This is a genomic window from Alteribacillus bidgolensis (genome assembly GCF_002886255.1).
Classification (GTDB): domain Bacteria; phylum Bacillota; class Bacilli; order Bacillales; family Marinococcaceae; genus Alteribacillus; species Alteribacillus bidgolensis.
In genome coordinates, this window is the sequence record NZ_KZ614149.1 from 3,578,567 (window position 1) to 3,601,000 (window position 22,434).

24 protein-coding genes and 2 pseudogenes are annotated in these 22,434 nt (G+C 39.4%); 23 read left to right on the forward strand and 3 right to left on the reverse strand.

The genetic code is table 11. The features are described from left to right. Positions 1 to 5: 5 nt before the first annotated feature. The 3 genes from CEF16_RS17760 to CEF16_RS17770 all read left to right on the forward strand — a co-directional run bounded on the left by CEF16_RS17760 (position 6) and on the right by CEF16_RS17770 (position 2,914). Positions 6 to 1,430 (forward strand): LutB/LldF family L-lactate oxidation iron-sulfur protein, encoded by a 1,425-nt coding sequence (locus tag CEF16_RS17760; protein WP_091584287.1) that lies wholly within the window; start codon positions 6 to 8, stop codon positions 1,428 to 1,430. After that, entirely contained in the window at positions 1,430 to 2,134 is a 705-nt protein-coding gene (locus CEF16_RS17765; protein WP_091584290.1) for a LutC/YkgG family protein, read from the forward strand. The genes CEF16_RS17760 and CEF16_RS17765 overlap by 1 nt, the downstream gene beginning before the upstream one ends. A 66-nt stretch (positions 2,135 to 2,200) precedes the next feature. Continuing rightward, on the forward strand, positions 2,201 to 2,914 hold the full coding sequence (locus CEF16_RS17770) for a FadR/GntR family transcriptional regulator (protein ID WP_091584292.1): 714 nt from the start codon (positions 2,201 to 2,203) through the stop codon (positions 2,912 to 2,914). Positions 2,915 to 2,990: 76 nt separating this feature from the next. Here the strand turns inward: CEF16_RS17770 and CEF16_RS17775 are convergent, their stop codons facing one another. Continuing rightward, positions 2,991 to 3,251: a DUF6154 family protein gene (locus CEF16_RS17775; protein ID WP_091584295.1), complete on the reverse strand. Its 261-nt coding sequence runs from the start codon at positions 3,249 to 3,251 to the stop codon at positions 2,991 to 2,993. Positions 3,252 to 3,353: 102 nt separating this feature from the next. Between CEF16_RS17775 and CEF16_RS17780 the strand changes: the two genes are divergently transcribed. Continuing rightward, positions 3,354 to 3,563 (forward strand): hypothetical protein, encoded by a 210-nt coding sequence (locus tag CEF16_RS17780; protein ID WP_091584296.1) that lies wholly within the window; start codon positions 3,354 to 3,356, stop codon positions 3,561 to 3,563. 46 nt (positions 3,564 to 3,609) lie between these two features. Here the strand turns inward: CEF16_RS17780 and CEF16_RS17785 are convergent, their stop codons facing one another. Further along, positions 3,610 to 4,341, reverse strand: coding sequence for a metal ABC transporter solute-binding protein, Zn/Mn family (locus CEF16_RS17785; protein ID WP_091584299.1), 732 nt, complete (start codon positions 4,339 to 4,341; stop codon positions 3,610 to 3,612). Positions 4,342 to 4,364: 23 nt separating this feature from the next. After that, positions 4,365 to 4,559, reverse strand: a pseudogene (gene ureA, locus CEF16_RS17790) (urease subunit gamma); the annotation flags it as partial. Positions 4,560 to 4,778: 219 nt separating this feature from the next. On the opposite strand from ureA, the gene CEF16_RS17795 reads away from it, so the two are divergent. The 19 genes and pseudogenes from CEF16_RS17795 to CEF16_RS17885 all read left to right on the forward strand — a co-directional run bounded on the left by CEF16_RS17795 (position 4,779) and on the right by CEF16_RS17885 (position 22,333). Continuing rightward, complete coding sequence (locus CEF16_RS17795) at positions 4,779 to 4,970, forward strand: hypothetical protein (RefSeq protein ID WP_091584304.1); 192 nt, start codon at positions 4,779 to 4,781, stop codon at positions 4,968 to 4,970. Position 4,971: 1 nt separating this feature from the next. Further along, positions 4,972 to 5,242: pseudogene (locus CEF16_RS17800) on the forward strand (transporter substrate-binding protein); the annotation flags it as partial. A 614-nt stretch (positions 5,243 to 5,856) separates the two neighbouring features. Next, positions 5,857 to 6,408: a GbsR/MarR family transcriptional regulator gene (locus CEF16_RS17805; RefSeq protein WP_091584307.1), complete on the forward strand. Its 552-nt coding sequence runs from the start codon at positions 5,857 to 5,859 to the stop codon at positions 6,406 to 6,408. After that, entirely contained in the window at positions 6,409 to 7,287 is an 879-nt protein-coding gene (locus tag CEF16_RS17810; RefSeq protein ID WP_091584310.1) for a beta-keto acid cleavage family enzyme, read from the forward strand. It abuts the gene before it with no gap. A gap of 113 nt (positions 7,288 to 7,400) precedes the next feature. Then, entirely contained in the window at positions 7,401 to 8,384 is a 984-nt protein-coding gene (locus tag CEF16_RS17815; RefSeq protein WP_091584313.1) for a 3-hydroxyacyl-CoA dehydrogenase NAD-binding domain-containing protein, read from the forward strand. Continuing rightward, positions 8,377 to 8,853: a thioesterase family protein gene (locus tag CEF16_RS17820; RefSeq protein WP_091584315.1), complete on the forward strand. Its 477-nt coding sequence runs from the start codon at positions 8,377 to 8,379 to the stop codon at positions 8,851 to 8,853. Before CEF16_RS17815 ends, CEF16_RS17820 begins: the two co-directional genes overlap by 8 nt. 35 nt (positions 8,854 to 8,888) lie before the next feature. Continuing rightward, positions 8,889 to 10,088: a quaternary amine ABC transporter ATP-binding protein gene (locus CEF16_RS17825; RefSeq protein ID WP_091584318.1), complete on the forward strand. Its 1,200-nt coding sequence runs from the start codon at positions 8,889 to 8,891 to the stop codon at positions 10,086 to 10,088. Then, positions 10,085 to 10,915, forward strand: coding sequence for an ABC transporter permease (locus CEF16_RS17830; protein WP_091584321.1), 831 nt, complete (start codon positions 10,085 to 10,087; stop codon positions 10,913 to 10,915). Before CEF16_RS17825 ends, CEF16_RS17830 begins: the two co-directional genes overlap by 4 nt. 24 nt (positions 10,916 to 10,939) lie before the next feature. Beyond that, the gene (locus CEF16_RS17835; RefSeq protein ID WP_091584323.1) at positions 10,940 to 11,824 is read left to right on the forward strand and encodes a glycine betaine ABC transporter substrate-binding protein; all 885 of its coding nucleotides are present in this window, start codon (positions 10,940 to 10,942) and stop codon (positions 11,822 to 11,824) included. A gap of 576 nt (positions 11,825 to 12,400) precedes the next feature. Further along, positions 12,401 to 13,468: a pyruvate dehydrogenase (acetyl-transferring) E1 component subunit alpha gene (gene pdhA, locus CEF16_RS17840; protein WP_091584326.1), complete on the forward strand. Its 1,068-nt coding sequence runs from the start codon at positions 12,401 to 12,403 to the stop codon at positions 13,466 to 13,468. Then, positions 13,468 to 14,466 carry an alpha-ketoacid dehydrogenase subunit beta gene (locus tag CEF16_RS17845; RefSeq protein ID WP_091584329.1) on the forward strand — a complete coding sequence of 333 codons (999 nt, stop codon included), beginning with the start codon at positions 13,468 to 13,470 and terminating at the stop codon, positions 14,464 to 14,466. Before pdhA ends, CEF16_RS17845 begins: the two co-directional genes overlap by 1 nt. 33 nt (positions 14,467 to 14,499) lie before the next feature. Next, positions 14,500 to 15,666, forward strand: a complete 1,167-nt coding sequence (locus CEF16_RS17850; protein WP_091584332.1) for a dihydrolipoamide acetyltransferase family protein — start codon at positions 14,500 to 14,502, stop codon at positions 15,664 to 15,666. Continuing rightward, a complete protein-coding gene (locus CEF16_RS17855; RefSeq protein ID WP_091584335.1) occupies positions 15,667 to 17,079 on the forward strand; it encodes a dihydrolipoyl dehydrogenase family protein in 1,413 nt (470 codons plus the stop codon). Between the two features lie 15 nt (positions 17,080 to 17,094). Then, positions 17,095 to 18,012 carry a CE1 family esterase gene (locus tag CEF16_RS17860; protein WP_091584337.1) on the forward strand — a complete coding sequence of 306 codons (918 nt, stop codon included), beginning with the start codon at positions 17,095 to 17,097 and terminating at the stop codon, positions 18,010 to 18,012. Positions 18,013 to 18,345: 333 nt separating this feature from the next. Next, a complete protein-coding gene (locus CEF16_RS17865; protein ID WP_170032067.1) occupies positions 18,346 to 19,227 on the forward strand; it encodes a hydroxymethylglutaryl-CoA lyase in 882 nt (293 codons plus the stop codon). Positions 19,228 to 19,385: 158 nt separating this feature from the next. Beyond that, positions 19,386 to 20,054 (forward strand): TRAP transporter substrate-binding protein, encoded by a 669-nt coding sequence (locus tag CEF16_RS24965; RefSeq protein ID WP_091584342.1) that lies wholly within the window; start codon positions 19,386 to 19,388, stop codon positions 20,052 to 20,054. Between the two features lie 19 nt (positions 20,055 to 20,073). Next, positions 20,074 to 20,406 (forward strand): type 2 periplasmic-binding domain-containing protein, encoded by a 333-nt coding sequence (locus CEF16_RS24970; RefSeq protein WP_091584345.1) that lies wholly within the window; start codon positions 20,074 to 20,076, stop codon positions 20,404 to 20,406. A 125-nt stretch (positions 20,407 to 20,531) separates the two neighbouring features. Continuing rightward, positions 20,532 to 21,050, forward strand: a complete 519-nt coding sequence (locus CEF16_RS17880; RefSeq protein WP_091584348.1) for a TRAP transporter small permease — start codon at positions 20,532 to 20,534, stop codon at positions 21,048 to 21,050. Beyond that, complete coding sequence (locus CEF16_RS17885; protein ID WP_091584350.1) at positions 21,047 to 22,333, forward strand: TRAP transporter large permease; 1,287 nt, start codon at positions 21,047 to 21,049, stop codon at positions 22,331 to 22,333. The genes CEF16_RS17880 and CEF16_RS17885 overlap by 4 nt, the downstream gene beginning before the upstream one ends. Positions 22,334 to 22,434 lie beyond the last annotated feature (101 nt).

Genomic DNA, 22,434 nt, shown 5'->3' on the forward strand with positions numbered 1-22,434 from the left:
CGGCTATGCCAATGAAAATTGGGGAACGTTCTTTTGAGAGCCGTGTGAATAAAGGACTTGGCGACTCTTATATGAGAGAAACTGTCCGAGAAGCTCAAGGCAGGCTTCATACAAATAAAGCAAAAGCAGAGGAAGACTTAGGCCAGTGGGAAGAGTGGAGGACTCATTCAGAGGAAATTCGTTCACACACCCTCGAAAACCTCGATTTTTATTTAGAACAGCTTAGTGAAAATGTTGTAAAAAACGGGGGACATGTGTTTTTTGCTCAAACCGCAGAAGAAGCGAATGAATACGTGAAAGAAGTAGCAGCTAAAAAAGAAGCAAAGAAAATCATTAAATCAAAATCGATGGTGACAGAAGAAATCAGCATGAATGATGCGTTAGAAAAAGCAGGCTGTGAAGTGATTGAATCCGACCTCGGGGAGTATATTCTGCAAATCGATGATCACGATCCGCCTTCTCACATCGTCGCCCCAGCTCTGCATAAAAACAAAGAACAAATTCGGGAAACGTTTGAACGGTTAAAAGGGTACGATAAAACTTCTAAACCCGAAGAGTTAACGCAGTTTGCGCGTGAACGGCTCCGCCAGGAATTTTTAGAAGCAGATATCGGTATCACCGGCTGTAACTTTGCTGTGGCAGAATCGGGAAGTGTTTCGCTTGTTACCAATGAAGGAAATGCCCGTCTTGCTACAACGATCCCGAAAACGCAAATTAGCGTAATGGGTATGGAAAGAATTGTTCCTACATGGGAAGAGCTCGATGTTTTGGTTAGTATGCTGTGCAGAAGCGCTGTCGGCCAGAAACTGACAAGCTATGTAACGGGTCTTAGCGGACCTCGTGAAGAAGGCGACCTGGATGGACCAGAAGAATTCCATCTCGTTATTGTGGATAACGGACGTTCCAACATTCTCGGGACTGCATTCCAATCAGCGCTTCACTGCATACGTTGTGCAGCCTGTATCAATGTGTGCCCGGTATACCGCCATGTCGGAGGCCATTCTTACGGCTCTATATATCCAGGGCCAATCGGAGCAGTACTCTCTCCATTACTTGAAGGCTATGAAGACCATAAAGATTTACCGTACGCATCAAGTCTTTGTGCAGCCTGTACAGATGCTTGTCCGGTAAAAATTCCACTTCATGAACTGCTGATTGAACATCGCAAAGTCATTGCCGAAGAAGAAAAGAAAACATCTATTGGTGAAAGTTACGCGATGAAAGGTTTCGGGTTAGCCGCAAGTTCGCCGGGACTGTTCCAGATGGCTGCAAAAACGGCGCCTTACATGTTATCGCCATTTTCAAAAGACGGATTCATAGAAAAAGGCCCTGGACCGCTCGGTGGATGGACGGACGTACGAAGCTTTCCTGCTCCAGAGAAAGAGCGTTTCCGTGATTGGTTTAAAAACAGAAAGAAGGAGGATTCTTGATGAGACAGGGAACAATACAAAATAAAGAGTCCTTTTTAAATAATATTGCTGAAAAACTTGGACGTGAACGAAGAACCTCCGGTGTGGAGCGGCCCTTTTATCAAAAACAGCCTCAATGGGATATTATGGCTGATTATACAACCGATCAACTTGTTAATGTGTTAAAAGAGCAATGTACAGCGATTCACACGGATGTTAGAGAAACAAATATAGACGGCCTGCCTGCTGTAATTGATAATGTGATGAAAGAGTATGGGGCCAAAAAAGCTTCTATTTGGGACGATCCTCGTTTTGTAGAGTTCGGATTGACGCCTTTTATAGAAAGGCCGGATGTAAGCATCTGGGGCTCGGCGCCTGATGAAGATGATATTAAAATCACAGAGCAGGCTGATATCGGAATTACATTTTCTGATTATACGCTGGCAGAATCAGGAACAGTCGTTTTAATGAACGGAGGCGGAAAAGGGCAATCTGTCAGTCTGTTACCTACCTTCTATATTGCTTTGATTCCATTAAGCACGATCGTGCCGCGCATGAGCCAAGTAAGCAAGAAAATTCATGAAGAAGCCCAAGCTGGTAATCGAGTCCCTTCCTGTATAAACTTTATATCTGGTCCAAGTAATAGTGCGGACATTGAACTGAACCTGGTGGTGGGAGTACACGGTCCGGTAAGAGCTTGTTATATTTTAATCGATGACAGGTAATAGAAGAAAATCGAGCGGCTCTTGTGGTATAATGATAGCTCAAAAGGCAATGAAGGAGACTCCCGCATGAGCTTTAAACAAATTGAATCTAAAAAAATCTCGGAAATAGTCCGAGAGCAAATAGAAGAAATGATTAAACGAGGTGATGTGCAGCCTGGGGAAAAACTGGATTCTGTCGTTCAGCTTGCGGATCAATTTCAAGTGAGCAGGTCAGCTGTCCGCGAAGCGTTGAGCGCACTTCGGGCTGTCGGGATCGTAACAATTAAGCAAGGGGAAGGCACGTTTGTAAACAATTATGATTTTTCCAGCGTACTTGATCCGATGAAACCTGAACGGATTATTTCGAAAAAAGAAATGCTTGAATTGTTTGAAATAAGAAAAATTATGGAAGTAGGTGCCGCAGAGCTTGCTGCCGTAAAAAGAACGGAAGAGCACCTGAAAAACATAGGTAACGCTTTACAAGACATGCTGCGTGCTTCAGGAGAAGACAATGTAGGAGAAGCATCAGATGTTGCTTTTCATTTAGCTATAGCGGAAGCCTCTAAAAATAATTTAATGTTAGACGTGATGAATCAGCTGTCAGATACATTGCGAAAATCAATGTTTGAAAGCAGGAGGGTTTGGCTGTTTTCGGAAAAGCAAACACTTAAACGACTGTATGAAGAGCATGAGCTTATCTATTTGGCTATTAAAGCAGAAGATGCTGGCCAGGCAAGAACAGCAATGCTTAAACATTTAACCAATGTCGAACAAACGTTAATTAAAGGATTAGAAAGCTAAAGGTGCCCGTAGATGGGCATCTTTTTTTTGGAAATGAAGCCCATATCTAAGTCCTTGTAACCCCCTGTAAAGAGAATTAATGGTAATACTTTACATTTTCATCATCTCTGTTCTTCGTTTGGCCGATTCCTTCTTCAGCCATTTTCTGCCGGAATTTTTCATATAAAAATAATGCGAGCATGTCGAAACGCTCTTGTTCTGAAAGATTATCTATCATCTGAATCATATCTTTTCTGCTAAAGGACTGCATAATCCCTTCAATAATAATTAATGCGTCCTCTTCATCTCCAGTGAGTTTATTTTTATATAATTCGTACAGGTTATCTACAAATTCCATAGTATCGATCCTTTCTCTTTTTTTAGACGTATATGTAGCATAAGTGGAATTTACATGTTTTATTCTTAAAAAAACTCACATGCTATAAGAGAGGTGAAAAAAATGAAAAAACAATCAAAAAAGAAATTTAAATTTCCAACACAGGCTAATACTACAGGTGAAATTGGTGCTCATACTAGTTTGAAAATGAACAAACCTTTTGATACGGAAGACAATTTTGCAGGTGATTCTGTGGGTGAGCATAAACAATTAGAAGCAGCCAATGAAGATTTTGCTGAAAAGGAGATCTCTCAAACGTTTAATAACTCATAATAAAGAGCCGTCCTTTCTTGAGAAGAAAGGACGGCAAATAAATAATTCACTTATTTAACAATTTATCAAGTGAATCGATATTTTCTCTCATTAAAGAAAAATAATCTACCTTCTCTGACGTTTCATGCAAGCTCTCTAAATTATTCAAATAGACGGGCTTGGCCCCTATCTCTTCTGCAAAAGCTTCGGCTGTTCCAATGTTGAAGCTTTTTTCGAAGGCAACATATTGAATATTCTCTGTCTTGGCTTTTTCAATTAGTATTTGCATTCGTTTCTGGGATGGTTCGTTTGAAGATACCGTTTCTGTTATCGGAATTTCATCAAAATCATATCTCTCTGCCCAATAGGTATATCCTGGATGGGCAACAAATACAGAATGTTTATTGGTGTCTTTTAGGGCCTCTTCAAACTCTTTATCAAGTTCCTGCAAGTCTTTTTCTAGCTGTTCCGTGTTTTCTTCAAAGTCAGACTTGTGTTCAGGATCCAGCTCTATTAAAACGTCTTTAATATGGTGAGCTATTTCTTCTGCTTTTACCGGATCGATCCAAACATGGGGATTCTTTGGGCTGTGCGTATGTGCTTCTGATGTTTCATCTTCATGATGAGAATGTTCATGTGTATAGGTTTTATCCCCGTGAGTGTGACTGTGGGAATGAGATGCTGCAGTTTCCCACTCGTACTGCTGATATTCCACTTTTTCAATGTCTTCTGCCACGTCGACAGTTGTCACGTCTTCGTTTTTTAATAATGGCAAAATCGTATCGTTTAAGCCTTCCATACTTCCAGTTGTATAAAGAAACCCGTCTGTTTCTGCTTTCCTTCGCTCATTAATTGTGCCACTGACTTTCCTTCATGGGCCCCTTCTGCAATATAAGAACTGATAAGGGCGATTGCTTCTGGATAATTCAATTTTATTCCTCGTTCTTTACGCTGTTTAGCCAATTCACCCGCCATAAAAGTCAGGAGCTTTTCTTGTTCAATCGGAGATAGTTTCACAGGCTGCACCTCTTTTATCTATAAATAGAAATTGTTAGTGTACCTTACATGAAATGTGAGGATCCATAATGATGTATTTCTTTTATTGATTATTTATTTCCTTCATATGGAAGTAGAAACTTAAACTCGAAAATCATCGTTAATATTTCTTACAATTTTGCTGAAAACACTATCGTTATTCATTAACGTTAATAACACAAACAGCGAAGGGGGAGCACAATGAAATATTTATCGCACAAGCCAACATTGTATTTATTTACTTTGGCATTATTTTTTATAATGCTTGCTGCTTGTTCAGAAGGCGGAGGAGAATCGGTTACGGATGCTGATGAAGTGACTGGAGCAACGGGTGTAGCTTCTGAAGGAGAAACTGGGGGCGCAGAAGAATCAGAAGAAATTGAAGTAAGATGAGGATCAAATTCCTGTTGGTATCCTTCATTCTTTAAGTGGAACGATGGCTATGAGTGAGACATCAGTAAGAGATGCTGAATTACTGGCCATTGAAGAAATAAATGAAAATGGTGGTGTATTAGGAAAAGAATTGGTTCCTATTATAGAAGACGGTGCTTCGGATGAACCAACTTTTTCAGAAAAAGCTTCCAAGCTGCTACAGCAAGATGAAGTTCATGTAATATTTGGAGGTTGGACTTCATCAAGCCGAAAAGCGATGCTTCCTGGCATTCAACCAAATATTGTAAAAGACATCCAAGACGTTATTTTAAATATTAAAGAAACAACAAACACTTCCATGATACTTGTTGAACAAAACATGTCGTTTGCAAAAAAAGCAGGTGATTATTTTTATGTAATGGATCGAGGAAAAATAGTGTATGAAGGTGCTGAATTAATAGAAGAAGAGGTAAAGCAATTTTTAAGTATTTAATAAAACCAGACATGAGCGATTAGGGCTCATGTTGTTTTTTTGCCTTAAAAATTGTATATAGTAAATGGAAAAAGTGGGAAAATTAAAAGCTTCTACGTATATGGAAATTCCAGGAGATCCTATTTTAATAAAAAAATATTGGAACAAACGGATAAATAATGAAATAAATCAGTCTGGCCAGAATTACCGGCAGACTGGTATTTTTTATACCAATATGTGCAGTTTATAAAATAATAAGTTTATAAGTTGCACAATATTTACGGAAATTCTATAAACTTTTTTGTTTATAAAGTTTATAGAAAGATATCTTTGTATTTCTTGTTATATCTATTGATTTCTTATTTGTTTGAATTTTTGGCTTTGGTTAGATATATGATAAAGTTCATAAACAGAAAAGTTGATAGGGGGATGACGATGAAAGAAAAGGCGTTTAATGATATTCAGCAAACACAAACACAATTTGTAGAAAAGATTGCTGATAATATGCATTCCTTTGGCGTATCCACAACGGTGGGCAGAGTATTAGGTATTATTTATATGAATCGTGAACCTATGACGCTTGATGAACTTTCAAAAGAAACAGGGATGAGCAAAACGAGAATGAGTCAAGTTGTTCGTGAAATGATTGATCTGAATATAGCAGAGCGTGTTTTTCAAGCAGGAGTTCGCAAAGATTTATATCAGGTGGAACAAGATTATTATCAAACGTTTATCTCCCTATTCACGTCAAATTGGAGAAAAGCGATAAATAAAAGCAAGTATTTTGAACAAAGATTAAGAGCAAGATTAGAAACGATTCAAAAAGAAGAAGAACTGACGGAGGAAGCGGAAGAACAGGTGAATGAGCTTCTTCATGAAATACATCAATGGATTGAATATTATGACTGGATTCAACGGCTTATAGAATTCTTTGAGAGCGGAGAAATATTCAATCATGTTCCTAAAAATCCGAAGGAGGAAAAGTAAATGAATAAAAATGTTATTATTTCATGCGCTGTAACTGGCGCTGGAGATACAGCTTCAAAAAATCCGGAGGTGCCGGTAACACCAAAAGAGATTGCTGATTCTGCCATAAAAGCAGCCAAAGCGGGGGCAGCTGTTGCCCATATTCATGTACGTGACCCTAAAACCGGCCAGCTCAGCCATGACGTAAGCTTATTTCAAGAAGTTGTCGAACGCATTCGCGAATCAGATACGGATGTCATTATTAATATTACAGCCGGTGGCGGCGGAGATTGGATTCCAAGTGATGAAGATCCCACAAGAGGCGGAGAAGGAACAGATATTCAAACCCCTGAAGAGCGTCATGAACCGGTTGGACTGCTCCTCCCTGAAATTTGCACTCTAGATTGCGGAAGTGTGAATTTTGGAGACCAGATTTACATTAGCCCAGCTGACTGGCTGAGAAAACAAGCCGAATTAATTAAAAAAAGCGGAGTTAAACCAGAACTTGAATGCTTTGATACGGGACATATCCGGTTTGCTAATCAATTAATAAAAGAAGAATTAGTTGAAGAACAGCCATTATTCCAATTTTGTTTGGGGATACCGTGGGGAGCAGCAGCAGATGCCGAAACCATTTCATACATGAAACAACGTATCCCAGAAGACAGTAATTGGGCAGCTTTTGGAATAGGTGCTATGCAAATGCCTATTGCCGCAGAGTCCGTACTTCAAGGTGGAAACGTTAGAATAGGTCTAGAAGATAATCTATATTTGAAAAAAGGTGTATTAGCAACAAATGAACATCTGACAGATAAAGCAGTAAACATCGTGCAAAGTCTAGGAGCAAATGTACTAACTCCCCGAGAAGCGCGTGAAAAATTAAAATTAAGAAAACCATAGTTAAATTTAAAATAAGATATAGACTGTTTATCATTCCGTATATGATCAGTCTTCAAATATCCATTTATAGGAAAAAATGTAATTATTTATATAAAAACTGGAGGAAAGCAACCATGTCGACACAAAAACAACAAACAGTGGCAGTAGTGGGAACTGGTGTTATCGGCGCAGGCTGGATTACAAGGTTTTTAGCTCAAGGGTTTGATGTAATAGCCACAGACCCTGTAGACGGAGCAGAAGCTCAAATGAGAAAAAAGGTTAAACAAGCATGGCCTTATATGGAACAAAGAGGTCTGGCTGCGGGAGCTTCAATGGAACGGCTGTCTTTTACAAATAATTTGCAAGAAGCTGTTCAAAATGTTTGTTTGATCCAAGAAAATGTCCCAGAAAGAGAAGAACTTAAGAGAAAAGTGTTGGCAGAAATCGACAAACATGCTGATACAGACGCTATTATAGCTTCTAGCACTTCCGGTATTACACCGTCAGTATTACAGCAAAACTGCAGCAATCCTGAAAGAGTAATAGTAGCCCATCCTTTTCATCCGGTTTACCTGCTTCCTCTGGTTGAGATTGTAGGTGGTACAGCTACAAGCCAAGAGAGCATTTCTCAAGCTGAAGCGATCTATAAAAAGGTTGAAATGAAGCCGCTTCTAATCGAGCGGGAGATTGAAGGCCACGTAGCGGACCGCTTGATGGAAGCTTTATGGCGGGAAGCCTTGCATCTTGTTAATGACGGAGTAGCTACAACCGAAGAGGTCGATGCAGCGATCACTTATGGAGCTGGACTGCGCTGGGCACAAATGGGACCATTTTTAACTTTTCATCTAGCAGGTGGAGAGCAAGGCATGCGCCACATGCTGCATCAATTTGGTCCGGCATTAAAACTGCCCTGGACAAAACTAGAAGCCCCCGAATTAACGTATGAGTTAAAAGAGCGTGTGATTGAAGGATGTGAGACGAGTGCTGGAAATCATTCTGTTGAAGAACTAGAAGCTAAGCGAAATGAATTTTTAGTACGGCTGCTTGATTTAGTAGAAGAATATTGGCCAGAACCACAAAGCATAATGGGAAACAAAAAGGAGCTTTCTAATGGTTGATTTCACAAAACCCATTACCTCAGAAACTATTCAACGTGAATGGGTAGACTATAACGGACATATGAACGATGCCGCATATGCCAGCGTATTCAGCTTAGCTGTTGATAAATTGATGGAATTAATCGGTTTGGATGAAGCCGGAAGAGAGCACTTCCAATATACGGTATATACGCTTGAGACTCATTTATGTTATTTGAAAGAAGCCTATGAAGGTGAAGAGCTAGATATCACTTTTCAACTGCTTGACTATGATGCAAAGCGAATGCACGTATTTTTCTTCATGACAAATACTAACGGAGAAGAATTGGCAGTAAGTGAACAAATGCTAATGGGCATTGATATCAAGGAAGAGAGGCCTGCTCCATTCCCTGAAGAGGTGTATGACGTAATAAAGGCTGCGAGTAAACAACAAGAAAACTGGTCTGTCCCTGATCGAGCAGGAAGAAAAATTGGAATTAGGAAAAAATAAATTATAGGAAAGAAGCATTCAAAGGAGAATGGTTCATGAGTAAAATCAACGTACAAGAATTAACGAAAATATTTGGCTCCTCTCCAAAAGAAGGGCTGAACTATTTAGAGCAAGGAGAAACGAAAGATAAGATTCTTGAAAAAACAGGCATGACAGTCGGTGTTAATCGAGCTTCCTTTTCTGTAGAAGCCGGAGAAATCTTTGTCATTATGGGACTTTCCGGGAGCGGAAAATCAACATTAATTCGATTAATCAATCGTTTGATTGATCCTACTGATGGCAAAGTGCTAATCGATGATGAAGATATTACAAAGATGGACAAGCAAACATTAACAGAGACGAGAAGAGAGAAATTGGGGATGGTCTTTCAAAAGTTCGGCCTTTTCCCTTTTCGAACAGTACTTGCCAATGTGGCATACGGGCTTGAAATTCAAGGTGTTGAAAAAAGTAAACGAGAGGAACAAGCACGTCGTGCCATTGAAGATGTTGGCTTGAAAGGCTATGAAAATAGTTATCCAGATCAATTAAGCGGTGGAATGCAGCAGCGGGTTGGGTTGGCCAGAGCACTGGCAAATGACACAGACATTCTATTAATGGACGAAGCATTTAGTGCACTCGACCCTCTCATTCGTCAAGAAATGCAAGATGAATTGCTAGATTTACAAAACAAATTAAACAAAACTGTTCTTTTTATCACTCATGATTTGGATGAAGCTTTAAAACTTGGAGACCGAATCGCAATTATGAAAGACGGACGGATTGTACAAGTTGGCACGGCAGAACAAATTTTAGAACATCCAGCAGACGATTATGTATCGAATTTTGTGAAAGATGTTGACCGTTCGAAAGTGCTTACCGCTGCTCACGTGATGAAAAAACCAGCCGTTTTAGCCGCTTATAAAGACGGGCCTAGAGTAGCTGTAAGAAAGATGGAAGAAGCAGGTGTATCTAGTATTTTTGTAGTCGATAAAACAAAACGTCTTATAGGATTATTAACGATTGATGATGCTATTAAAGCATATAAAAATGATATATCTATGGAAGAGGTTCTACGTACTGACTATCATTCTACTAGACCAGATACTCCTCTTCACGAATTGATTGCTTATGCAGCTGATACAAAATACCCTATTACAGTTACAGAAGAGGGCAGGTTAACAGGAATTATCTCACGCGTTTCTATTCTATCAGGTCTCGTGTTAGGTAAGGAGAAAGAAGAGGTGACCACCGTATGAAAAACTTGCACCTCCCTTTAGAAGATTGGACTAATTCATTTGTAAATGAATGGCTGCTCCCAGAACTCGGTGATTTCTTCAATCAATTGAGTGACGGTATTGAGTTGATAGTAGATGGGGTCACGGATGGATTGCTTATTGTTCCACCTTTTCTTCTAACATTCATTGTCGTGGTTTTATCTTTTTGGTTAGCAGGCAAAGGGGTAGGGTTATTCTCACTTGCAGGATGTATCTATTTAGGTGCGGTGGATTTATGGCCCGAAGCCATGCAGACGGTAGCAATTGTTATAGTTGCGACCCTGTTGTCAGTCATTATTGGCGTACCGTTAGGTATTATAAGTGCCAAGAATAGATTTATGAATCAATTAACTCGGCCGGTACTTGATTTTATGCAGACTCTGCCAAGTTTCGTTTACCTGATTCCAGCTATTTTGTTATTCGGTCTCGGCGGTGTTCCGGCAGTTATTTCTACTTTTATCTTTGCAACCCCGCCAGCTGTAAGAATGACTAATTTAGGGATTAGACAAGTTCCAGAAGATATTGTGGAAGCTTCGAAAGCATTTGGCTCTACTACGTGGCAGATGTTGTTTAAAGTGGAACTTCCAATGTCTCTTCAAACCATTATGGCTGGCGTAAATCAAACCATCATGCTGGCCCTTTCCATGGCTGTTATTTCCTCCATGATTGGAGCACCAGGACTTGGCTCAACCGTTCTATCAGGTATATCGAACGTTAATGTAGGACTAGGTTTAACTGGCGGTTTAGGAATAGTCGTATTAGCGATTATTATTGACCGGCTTACCCAAGGGATCGGCGATAAACTTTAAAATCAATAGAGGAGTGTATGTTTTATGAAAAAAATAGGTATTAGTATACTAGCAGCTATAAGTATCACTGCACTAGCAGCATGCGGGGATTCACAAGAGCAAGAAGCAAGCGGAGAAAATGAAGGATCTTCCGGCAGTGGAGAAACGATTAATATGGGTGTCACGCCGTGGAGCAGTACCGTTCCTCCAACAGAAGTGGCTACTCTTATTCTTGAGGATATGGGATATGAAGTAGAAAAAACGGAAGCTGACGTAGGGGGAGTATTTACCGGTCTTTCTAGAGGAGACCTTGATGTATTTATGGATGGCTGGTTTCCAATGCACAAAAATTATATAGAACAATTTGGAGACAGTATTGACGAAACAGCTGTAAGTTACCCAGAAGCCGAAATTGGCTGGGTTGTCCCATCTTATATGGAAGAAATTGATTCTATAGAAGATTTAAAAGGGAACGAAGATAAGTTTGATAATGAGATGTATAGTATTGAAGAGGGGGCAGAAGCAACAGAAACCTCTCGTGAAATGACAGAAGGCTATGACTTAGATATGGAAGTAGTAGCTTCCAGTGAGGGAGGAATGCTTGCCGAGGCTTCCCGTAAAATTCAAAATGAAGAACCAGTAGTGTTTTACGGCTGGCGTCCGCACCCTATGTTTAATGATTATGATTTAAAAGTGCTTGAAGATCCTCAGAAATTCTTTGAGACTTCGGAAGTACGTGTTATTACAAATAGTAACTTGCAAGAAGAAGCACCAGAAGCGTATGAATTTTTAAGCAACTGGAGCATTAGTATTGAAGATGTGGAAGAAATGATTGTAGAAATTGATGAAAATGATCGAGACCCAGAAGAAGTGGCTCAAGAGTGGATTGACGATCATCAAGAAGAAGTCAATGAGATGAAGAGTGATTAAACCAACTTCATACGAAAAATTATGAAAGGGCAGGGGGAAACCTGCTCTTTTTTACTTTAGTAAAATTTATTTTATTAAGCAAAACTTTGGCCTTGGCTAATCACTATATTGATACGGAAAAAGTAAGCGTTGTGTATATGGATATCATATATAACTAAAACAATTATCGTATATGAAAGCTTTCGATTAATTGTAATTTTTATTAAAAATCCTTTTAAATCAAGGGTTACACAAATAATGACTTAATATCTCTCAAATAAAAATACACAATCATTTTACTGCTTAAAAGCATTTAAGCTTTAAATGAGATTCTTGAGTGAATATTTAAACAGCTATAACATTACAATTAACCACCGATTATTGATTCAATAATAAGGAGGCGAATATAACAAAGCCGGTTAAATGAATAAAATTTTATTGATAAATCCTGTTATGGATTTATCCGCACACAGACTATTCATGGTTAAACATAAATTTTCATAATATTACCATTTTACGGATTTTTAAGGTTCAGCTGGTGTGCTGGAAAATTAGCTATCAATAAATCTTAAGAAAAAGGAAGGTGGCACTTAAACGATGTTAGATAAATTTCCTATGCAGCAAATCTTAAATGAAGAAGGAAAAGTCAATCTAGACGCTAAGATAGACAAGATATCGATTGAACAAATAAAACATTTTTATTATCTCATGCTAAGAGCTCGTCTACTGGACAAAAAATCAGTGAAACTGCAGCGTCAGGGCCGGATTGGAACGTATGTGCAATATGAAGGCCAGGAAGCAGCACAAGTTGGCAGTGCTGCGGCATTAGAAAAAGGCGACTGGATGTTTCCGACATATCGGGATCATGCCGCAACCTTAACGTTTGGTCATTCCATGAGAAATCTTCTGTTAAATTGGCGGGGGCGAATTGAAGGAGGACTTCCTCCTGAAGGAGTCAATATTTTTCCGCCTGCTATTCCAATTGCTTCTCAGCTTCCACAAGCGGCCGGCGCTGCATGGGCCGAGAAAAAACGAGGCCGTGATCGTGTTTCCCTTGTTTATTTTGGAGACGGTGCAACATCGGAGGGCGATTTTCATGAAGGGTTGAATTTTGCGAGCGTTTTCCAAGTGCCGACAGTATTTTTTAACCAAAATAATGGGTTTGCGATCAGTGTGCCGATGGAAAAGCAAATGAATACCAAGACGATTGCCCAAAAAGGACTGGGCTATGATATGGAATGTGCCCGTGTAGATGGAAATGATATATTGGCTGTATATTTTGCAGTTAAAGAAGCGGTCGAACGTGCTCGTAATGGCGAGGGGCCGACGTTACTAGAAGCGGTGACTTGGCGTTACGGAGCACATACAACGGCAGATGATCCTTCAAAATACCGGGATCAATCAGAAAGTGAGAAGAGACGGGAGACAACAGATCCACTTCTTAGGCTGGAACGATATTTGAATAATGAAGGTGAATGGGATGACGCCTGGGCGGCAGCGTTGCAAGAAGATATTAATAAAGAAATCGAAACAGCCTTGGAAGAAATGGAAAATTATCCAGAGCCTGATATGAGTCAATTATTTGATCATGTGTTTGATGTGCCGACTTGGACGATACAAGAACAAATTGATGAACATCTAGCGGTGAAAGGAAGGAAATCCTAATGACAACATCTGTTCAAATGAAAAAACTGACCATGATTCAAGGTATTAATGATGCCATGTGGACAATGCTTGCTGAAGATGAAAATGTGTTAGTGATGGGGCAGGATGTCGGCGTGAACGGCGGGGTGTTTCGAGCGACGGAAGGTCTCTATGAGGAGTTTGGAAAAGAACGGATTATTGATACACCGCTTGCTGAATCCGGTATTATTGGAACCTCCATTGGTCTTGCGGTTAACGGTTTTAAGCCAATTGCGGAAATGCAGTTTTTTGGTTTCATTTATCCGGCTTTTAATCAGATAATGACCCACGCGACCCGGATACGCCAGCGTTCCATGGGACGTTATACCGCTCCGATTGTTATTCGTGCTCCATACGGTGCAGGGGTGAAAGCGCCAGAAATTCATTCTGATAGTGTGGAAGCTTTGTTTACGCATATGCCGGGTATTAAAGTAGTCGTCCCATCAAATGCGTATGATGCAAAAGGGCTTCTCATTGAAAGTATTAACGATCCGAACCCTGTTTTATTTTTAGAGCCCATGCGTTGTTACCGATCTTCTCGAGTAGAGGTGCCGGAAGAAAAATATACAATTAAACTCGGAAAAGCTGCAGTGCGAAAAGAAGGGGAGGATATCTCTGTTTTCACGTGGGGAGCGATGACGATTGAAACGATGAAGGCAGTAGAGCAAATCGAAAAGGAACAAAATGTCTCATGTGAAGTCATTGACTTGCGGACTTTGTATCCAATGGATAAAGACACCATTGCAGCCTCCGTCCAAAAAACAGGAAGAGCTCTCATTGTTCATGAAGCCCCGGCTACTGGAGGTGTTAGCGGTGAAGTTATGTCTGTAATTAATGATACGTCGTTTTTATATCTGCGTTCCCCAGTGGAAAGGGTATGCGGATTTGACATACCGGTACCTGTTTATTCATTGGAAAATGAGTATATACCAAGCCCGGAAAAGATAAAAAACGCCATACAGCGGAGTATATCGTTTTGAAGTATACCTATTTAATGGAAAGGAGACGTCCCGATGATAGAAGTAAAACTTCATGATATTGGTGAGGGTATGCATGAAGCTGAAATTTTAAATTACTATGTGCAGCCGGGCGATACCGTAAAAAATGATGAACCGCTTGTAGAGGTTCAAACAGATAAAATGAGTGCTGAATTGTCAGCACCAAAAGCAGGTAAAGTGGATGAAATATTGGCAAAAGTAGGAGATGTAGTCGAAGTTGGAGACACCATTCTTCTTATTAATGATGGTCATAAAAGCGGGCAAGAATCAACAGCAGAATATACCCAGTCAAAAGCAGAAGCCCCTTCTCCAACTGGTGAAGCTGCTGTTTCCAGTCCTGTTGCAACAGTAACACCACCTCGGCGAAAGAGAGTAATCGCTGCACCATACACAAGAAAAATTGCCCGAGATAACGACGTCGATATTGAACAAATTAAAGGCAGCGGGCCGGCGGGCAGAGTTGTTGAGGATGATGTCTATGCATATATTAGTTTGCAGGAGCATGGTGATGACAGCAATGATACTTCTGATATTAAAGCGCCGGTGCCAGAATCGGCAGCTATGCGAAGTACAGAAGAAGAGGCCGGTTCTTTCTTTGTCCTGCCTTTTTTCATTTATGTTAACGAAGTAGACATGACCAAGATTTTAGAAATAAAGGATAAATTATATAATCAGTATAATTTGGAAATAACCGTTCAGGCGTTTTTAATAAAAGCTTTGCGAGAAGCTCTCCGCCACTACCAGTCTTTAAATAGTGGAGAAGAAAGATGCCATTTGGGGCTGGTTACAGTTGAGAACGGGATGAGAGTTCCAGTATTGGAAGATGTACAAAACCTGTCTATTTCTCAGATCGATGACACACTAAAAACTGTAACAGAGCAAGCAAAACAAGGGGAAGAGAATCAAGAAGGAAAGATTACCTTTGCTATAAGCAATACAGACCCTGAGAAACCCCCGGTTCGTCTAACACCGATCGGCTATTCAAAAGGAAACATGATGACTTTTCACCGAATAAAAGAAAAGCCGGCCGTTTATCAAAAGGAAATTCATATCCGCCAGCTGATGGACGTTTCGCTTACTTGTGACAGACGTGTAACGACAGGAGCTGAAGCAAGTGCATTCATGAATTATTTCATTCAATTAATAGAAGAACCGAACCTTTTGTTTGTGGAGCTGATATAAATGGTGGTGGGAGATTTTGCTCACGAAATAGAAGTTGTCGTTATTGGAGGTGGTCCTGGAGGCTATCATGCGGCTATCCGTGCTGCTCAGCTAGGTAAAGAAGTAGCGATTATTGAACAGAACAAGACAGGTGGAATGTGTTTAAATGACAGCTGTATACCCTCTAAGCTTTTTACTGAAGCAGCAGGGAGGATACAAAAAGCGAAAGAGATGGAGTTTTTCGGTATTCATGTAAATGGAGAGCCTTCCATTGACTTGAAAGCACTCCAAGCACGTAAAGAAAAAGTTATAGGTTCTCTTCATCAGGGAGTAGAAGCGTTATTGAAAAAATATAAAATTCAGCGTATCCAAGGTACTGCTTCTTTTATATCCGATACGGAAATAGGCGTTGAACGACAGGACGCCTTTGATAAATATAAGTTCGAGCAGGCAATTATTGCTGCAGGAGCATCTTATAAGCTTCCCGAAGAAATACCAGCTAACAACGAGAGAATAATATTTGGTGCTTCCCTATATCGATTAGAAGAAATCCCAAAACATCTTATAGTATATGGATCGGATTATATCACGTTAGAAGCAGCATCTGTATTTGCCAGTTTTGGATCTAAAATAACGATTATTCTGGATCAAGAGAAGCGTGATTTTTCTTTTGACGTAAGTATTAATAAAGAACTTTCTCGTTTGTTGAAAAAGAGAAAAATTAAGGTTTACAAAGAAGCTAAAATCACGGATGTGAATACGTTAGAACAAGCGGTTTACGTGACCGTCGTAACTTCTAAAGGGGAAACGGCAATAGAAGCATCGCATCTTTTCACAGCTGGTAAACAGTCAGCTAATACAAACATGCTGCAACTAGAAGCATGTGGAGTTGAAAAAACGGAAGATGGGTTTATACCTATAACGAATACGACCCAAACGAGCCAATCACACATATATGCTGTCGGCGATGTCACAGCATCAGCGTCTCTAGCCGTGGAAGCAATCAAGCAGGGGAAAGTAGCTGGTGAACAGGCAGCAGGAAAAAATAGTGAATGGGAGCCGGGACTTTGTCCGGTTGTTGTTCATACGGTAAAACCGATTGCAGTTGTTGGTCTGACGGAAGAAGAAGCACTTCAGGAAGGACATGATATTTTAATAAGTCAATTTCCTCTTCGTGCGAATGGCTATGCAGCCCTGTCCAATGAAACAGAAGGTCTTGTAAAAATAATTAGTGAAAAAGAAACAGAAGTGATCTTAGGATATCATGCTATTGGGTATGGGGCAGCACAAATGATAACCGCCGCCGTTCAAGTTCTTGAGATGGGAGGGCGCATGGAAGATGTAACATATCCCTATTATCCTCACCCAAGTATTAATGAAGCATGGTTAGAAGCAGCAGAAGGACTTCTCGGGAAAGCAGTGCATCAACCTTAGAAAAGGGGTGGAAAAGTGGTTGCAAAAGGAGAACTTGTAAAAGAAACAATAGAAATAGAAGGAGTAACAAGAAATTATTTATATTATGTTCCTTCCTCCCTTCAAGACGAGGCATTAGTACCGCTGCTATTCAGTTTTCATGGAGCAGGCAGTGATGCAAACTATCACAGCAGATTAACGAACTTTCATAAGTTAGCAGAATCAGAACAATTTATTGTTATTTATCCTGAATCAAAACAAATAAAGAATGGGGATCCTCGTTCAAAACAATGGAATGAAGGGAAAGAAGGAAACTTAGCGTATCAAACGGGTTCAAAAGATGTTCAGTTCATCAAAGAATTGTTACATCAATGGAATATCACGTATAACATTGCTTCTGATCAAGTATATGCAACTGGTTTTTCGAATGGAGCCAGCTTTAGTTTAAGGCTGGCACTAGAGATGCCAGGCACATTTTCGGCTGTGGGAGCTGTCGCTGGTCCGCTGCCGAAAGTTTATAAGAAGAAGGAGACGGGTGTACTGCCGCCATTAGTATTTGTGATGGGAAATGAGGACCCAGTTGTGCCATATGCGGAGGAAGACGCAAAAGGGGAAGTATCTTATGAAGTGGACGGATTGTTGGGAGCGAAGTCTACGGTAGAATGGTGGACCTATCAATCTGCTTCCTCCTGGGAAATAAAAAATGAACGATTATCTCCTATTTCTCTTCATGACTCTACACGTGTGGAAAGAAGTCTTTACGTAGCAGAAAAGGAGGTTATGACAGCAGTTCTTTACACGGTGAAAGGGGGAGGACATACTTGGCCGGGCGGTCCGAAAGTGCAAGTTCCAGCGTTCGGTAGGGTGAGCAGACAAATAGATACTAGCAAATTGCTGTGGGACTCGTTTCAATTATTAAATCAACAGAAATCAACTTTATTAGGAGACGAATAATGACAGAATGAAGATTTTTTATTTTCATATTCAATTACAATAATTATAATTTTTAAAATATATTGACAAAAACACCGAACGTTGTTATATTTAGAAGGATTAAGTGTATACATTAATTGAATTTTCTGATTATTTTATTGCTCAGTTACTTGTCAGGAGGGATGTCATGTGAAGTAGGACATATTTAATCTGTTTAATGGAAGGTACATACAACAAGGAATAACAATAAAAGTTAAAACAGGGTCATTACGTCTAGTCAATATACAAAAGAAATAGAAAAATGTGATGGATGCAAAAAAATATCACAATAACGGACGGAAAGGAGCAAAACACTTGATATTTCCAGAAGAAATAAATGTTCGAGACGTAACGTTAAGAGATGGTTTGCAAAATGAAAATTATCATTTGAGTACTGAAAATAAATTACGTTGGCTAGATCGTATTATTAATGCAGGATTTTCTTGTATTGAAGTCACTTCTTTTGTACATCCAAAATGGGTGCCGGCTCTTCGTGATGCTGATGAACTAGCAAGACAACTCCCGATGTTAGAGGGGGTGGAGTATGAAGCGTTGATTCCTAATCAAAAAGGTCTTGAGCGATTTATGAATACAGGTATCGGTACCGCTAAATTTTTTCTATCGGCAAGTAATGCTCATAACAAAGCGAACCTTAATAAAACTACGGATGAATCTTTAAATGCAGTAGGGGATTTAATACAGCAGGCCCGTAAAGACAAGAGAAAAATAGTCGGTGGAATTGCTACAGCATTTACGTGTCCTTATTCCGGAAACGTACCTTATTCAGAGGTAGAAAGAATTGCAGAACGACTGATTGACAGCGGGGTCGATGAATTGGGACTTGGCGATACAATAGGGACAGCTGCTCCTAAAAGGGTGTATGAATATTGCAGCAAGTTAGCCGATAAATTTCCTGATGCTCTAATCAGCCTGCACCTGCACGACACCTATGGGTATGGTTTAACAAATGTTTTAGCAGGCATGCAAGCTGGAGTTAGATTGTATGATGTAGCACAGGCGGGTTTAGGAGGTTGTCCATATGCCCCGGGGTCGCCAGGGAATATTAAAGCAAGCCAAGTGTTAGAATTTTTGGAACGGCAAGATATCAACTTTGAGATCAAACTAGATGATGTAAAAACGTTTGATAGAGAATTTCCAGAAGTACTATACAAAAAACAGAATAAGGTCCAGAGTTAAATTTTGCTCAATTATGTATACAATTTCTTAATATTTAGAATAAATAAGATTCAAGTAATATAGTTTAATTCAATCGATGCCTCTACTTATAGTGATAGGGGCATAAAAAACAAATATTTGTAAGCGTTGCCAATACGGAAACATGAAGAGGTGGGAAAATGAAAAAATATTTAATGGTGTCCTTAGCTGTTGTTTTTTTACTTGCAGGATGCGGAGAAGAAGAAAGTGCTGGAGGCTCTGATGAAACCACTGGAAAATCTGACGATACGGTACATCTGACTTTTGCTACAACAAATGATGATTCAGGAATCACGGCCGCTATGAGAGAACATTTTGATGAACGTATTACTGAATTAAGCGACGGTTCTATTGAAGTAGAATATTTTATGGGAGGGCAATTAGGAGGCGAAAATGAACAGTTAAGCCAAATGGAAGCTGGAGAAATTGATCTAGGAATGGGGGTGCTGCATGCAGACTCTTATTATCCCGAGTACAATGCCATTAATGTTCCATTTCTGTTCAAGGACTTCGAAGCTATGCAGAAGTTTATCGATGATGACATGAGACAGCAGATTAATGAAAAGGCTATAGAAGAAGGCGGGATACGGACGTTAGGTATGCAAAGCTATGGTGGGCGCTGGGTCACTTCAAATAAACCATTTTCTAATCCTGAAGAATTAGAAGGGTTAAAAATAAGAATGCCTGAATTTGAAACATGGGTTCCTGTATTTGAAGAGCTGGGTGCCCTTCCAACCCCAATATCTGCAAGCGAAATTGTGTCAGCATTGCAAACAGGTACAGTCGATCTCCCAAGAAAATACACTTAATAATATTGTAGGCAGACAGATGTGGGAATATCAGGATTATGCAATTGATGTAGGTCACATCGAGGCGGTGTATGAGTTTTTAGTAAGTGAAAAAACATGGCAGGAGAATTTAAATGAAAGTCAACAAAATGCTTTAGAGGAAGCTGTTCAAGACACAGTAGATTATTTAGCAGATATAGTTGACGAAGAAAACAAAGAATTTGTAAAAACAATAGAAGAGGAAGGTATGGAAATAATTGAAGTGGACAAAGAAGAATTTCGACAAGCTGCTATGCCTGCTACAGATGAAATTGTGGAAACAATGTTAGCCCCAGGGTTAGAGGAAGATATTGAAGAAGCCAACCAAGACTAATTATTATTTCAATCTGTTTTGTTTTTCCGTACGCTTCTTGGGTTTGTAATAGAGGATAAAAGAGTACAAGCCCAAGAAAGACTCTTTTTCCTTTACATAAACAGATTAAAACAGGGGTTGATAAAGTGGTTCGTAAAAATTATAAACGTTTGTACGCAAACGCTAATAAGGCTATTGAACATTTTTCGACTTGGATGTTAATTGGTTTATTTATAGCAGTTCTTTTACAAGTATTTTTTCGTTATGTATTAAACTCTCCCTTAACATGGACGGAAGAAGCAGCGCGGTATTTAAACATTTGGATTGTATTATTCGGAACAGCTGTTGCCGTTTGTGAAAGGGATAATTTACGGGTCGATTTAGTCGATATAGCAGTAAAGAAATGGCCGTATAAAGCCCAGGTTATATTTTATTTCGTTACTACACTGCTTTGTCTGCTAGTTGTGATTAGCTTTATTAAAGGAGGTTATGAAACAACGAAAGATCAATGGACCATTAGTATGAACGTTCTTCCATTTCCGCAAGGATTGTTATTTTTGGGAATGCTTATAGCAGCTAGTTTTATGTTCTGGTTTTTTCTGCATCAATTAATAGAGCATCTTAAAGCATTAATAAAAAGAGATGCAGGGGGAATAGTAAAATGACGATGATCATCATGATAATAACGTTAATCGTTTGTCTTTTGGTAGGTATTCCAGCAGCATTTTCAATAGGATTATCCACTCTTTTATATTTTGTAATAGAACGAGGATTTTTTAACGTTCCAGATTTAATGGTAGTCAACCGAACGATTTTTGGGATGGATTCCTTTGTTTTACTCGCATTACCTCTTTTTATTATAGTAGGAAAAGTCATGAATGAATCAGGTGTAACGAATCGTCTTTTTGATTTCGCCTCGTCTTTAGTAGGTCATTTCAGGGGAGGCCTGGGACAAGTAAATGTTGCTGCGAGTATGATTTTTTCAGGAATGAGCGGTTCTGCTACAGCCGATGCAGCAGGGTTGGGAGCTGTTGAGATTAAAGCAATGAAAGATGCTAAATACCCGGCAAGGTTTGCTTGCAGTATTACCGCGGCATCTGCTGTTATGGGTCCAATAATACCGCCAAGTGTTGCACTGGTGATGTATGCCATATTTGCAAATGTGTCTTTAAACCAATTATTAATAGCAGGTATCCTTCCAGGGTTATTAATGGGTATCATGTTAGCAATATTCGTAGCATATGAAGCAGTGAAAAATAACTACCCTTCTGAAAAAAGGGCCACATTAAAAACGATACTGCTTACTGGTAAGAAATCCATTCTTCCTTTACTGACACCAATCATATTAGTAGGCGGCATTTTAAGTGGAATTTTCACAGCCACTGAGGCAGCCGCGATTGGATCACTATATGCTATTATTCTAGCTACTGTCGTTTATCGAACCATTTCGTTTCGCAAGCTGTATAATATTTTTAAAAGTTCGATGCGAGACAGTGCGGTAGTGATGATATTAATTGCAGTTTCAAATGTGTTTGCATGGATTCTGATACGGGAGCAAGTTCCTAATTATTTTACCGATTTGGTTGTTGCTATTAGTGAAAACTATTATATAGTAATGGGACTTCTTGTTATTTTTTTAAGTTTAATGTCGATGTTTTTATCAACTATTGTGAGTATTTCCATTGCAACTCCAGTAGTGGTTCCTCTAGTACTTGAAGTCGGCGGGGACCCGCTTCATTTTGGTATTGTTATGGTATTAACCTTGATTATAGGTGAACTCACTCCTCCAGTCGGTATGGTGCTTTTTGCTATTAAAAGAGTAGGAGATATTGAATTTGTTGAATTAATAAAAGGAGTTGTACCTTATTTAATCGCATTATATTTGGTTGTCATATTAATTATAATCTTTCCGCAGATTGTGGTATTTTTACCAAACGCGTTCTTATAGCTTTAGGTGACAATGGATTTTTATATCTAATTAAACCTCCATTTTATCAAAAAACTTGTCCTTTCTAATCAAAAAACATACAAAATTATCTGAATTATGTT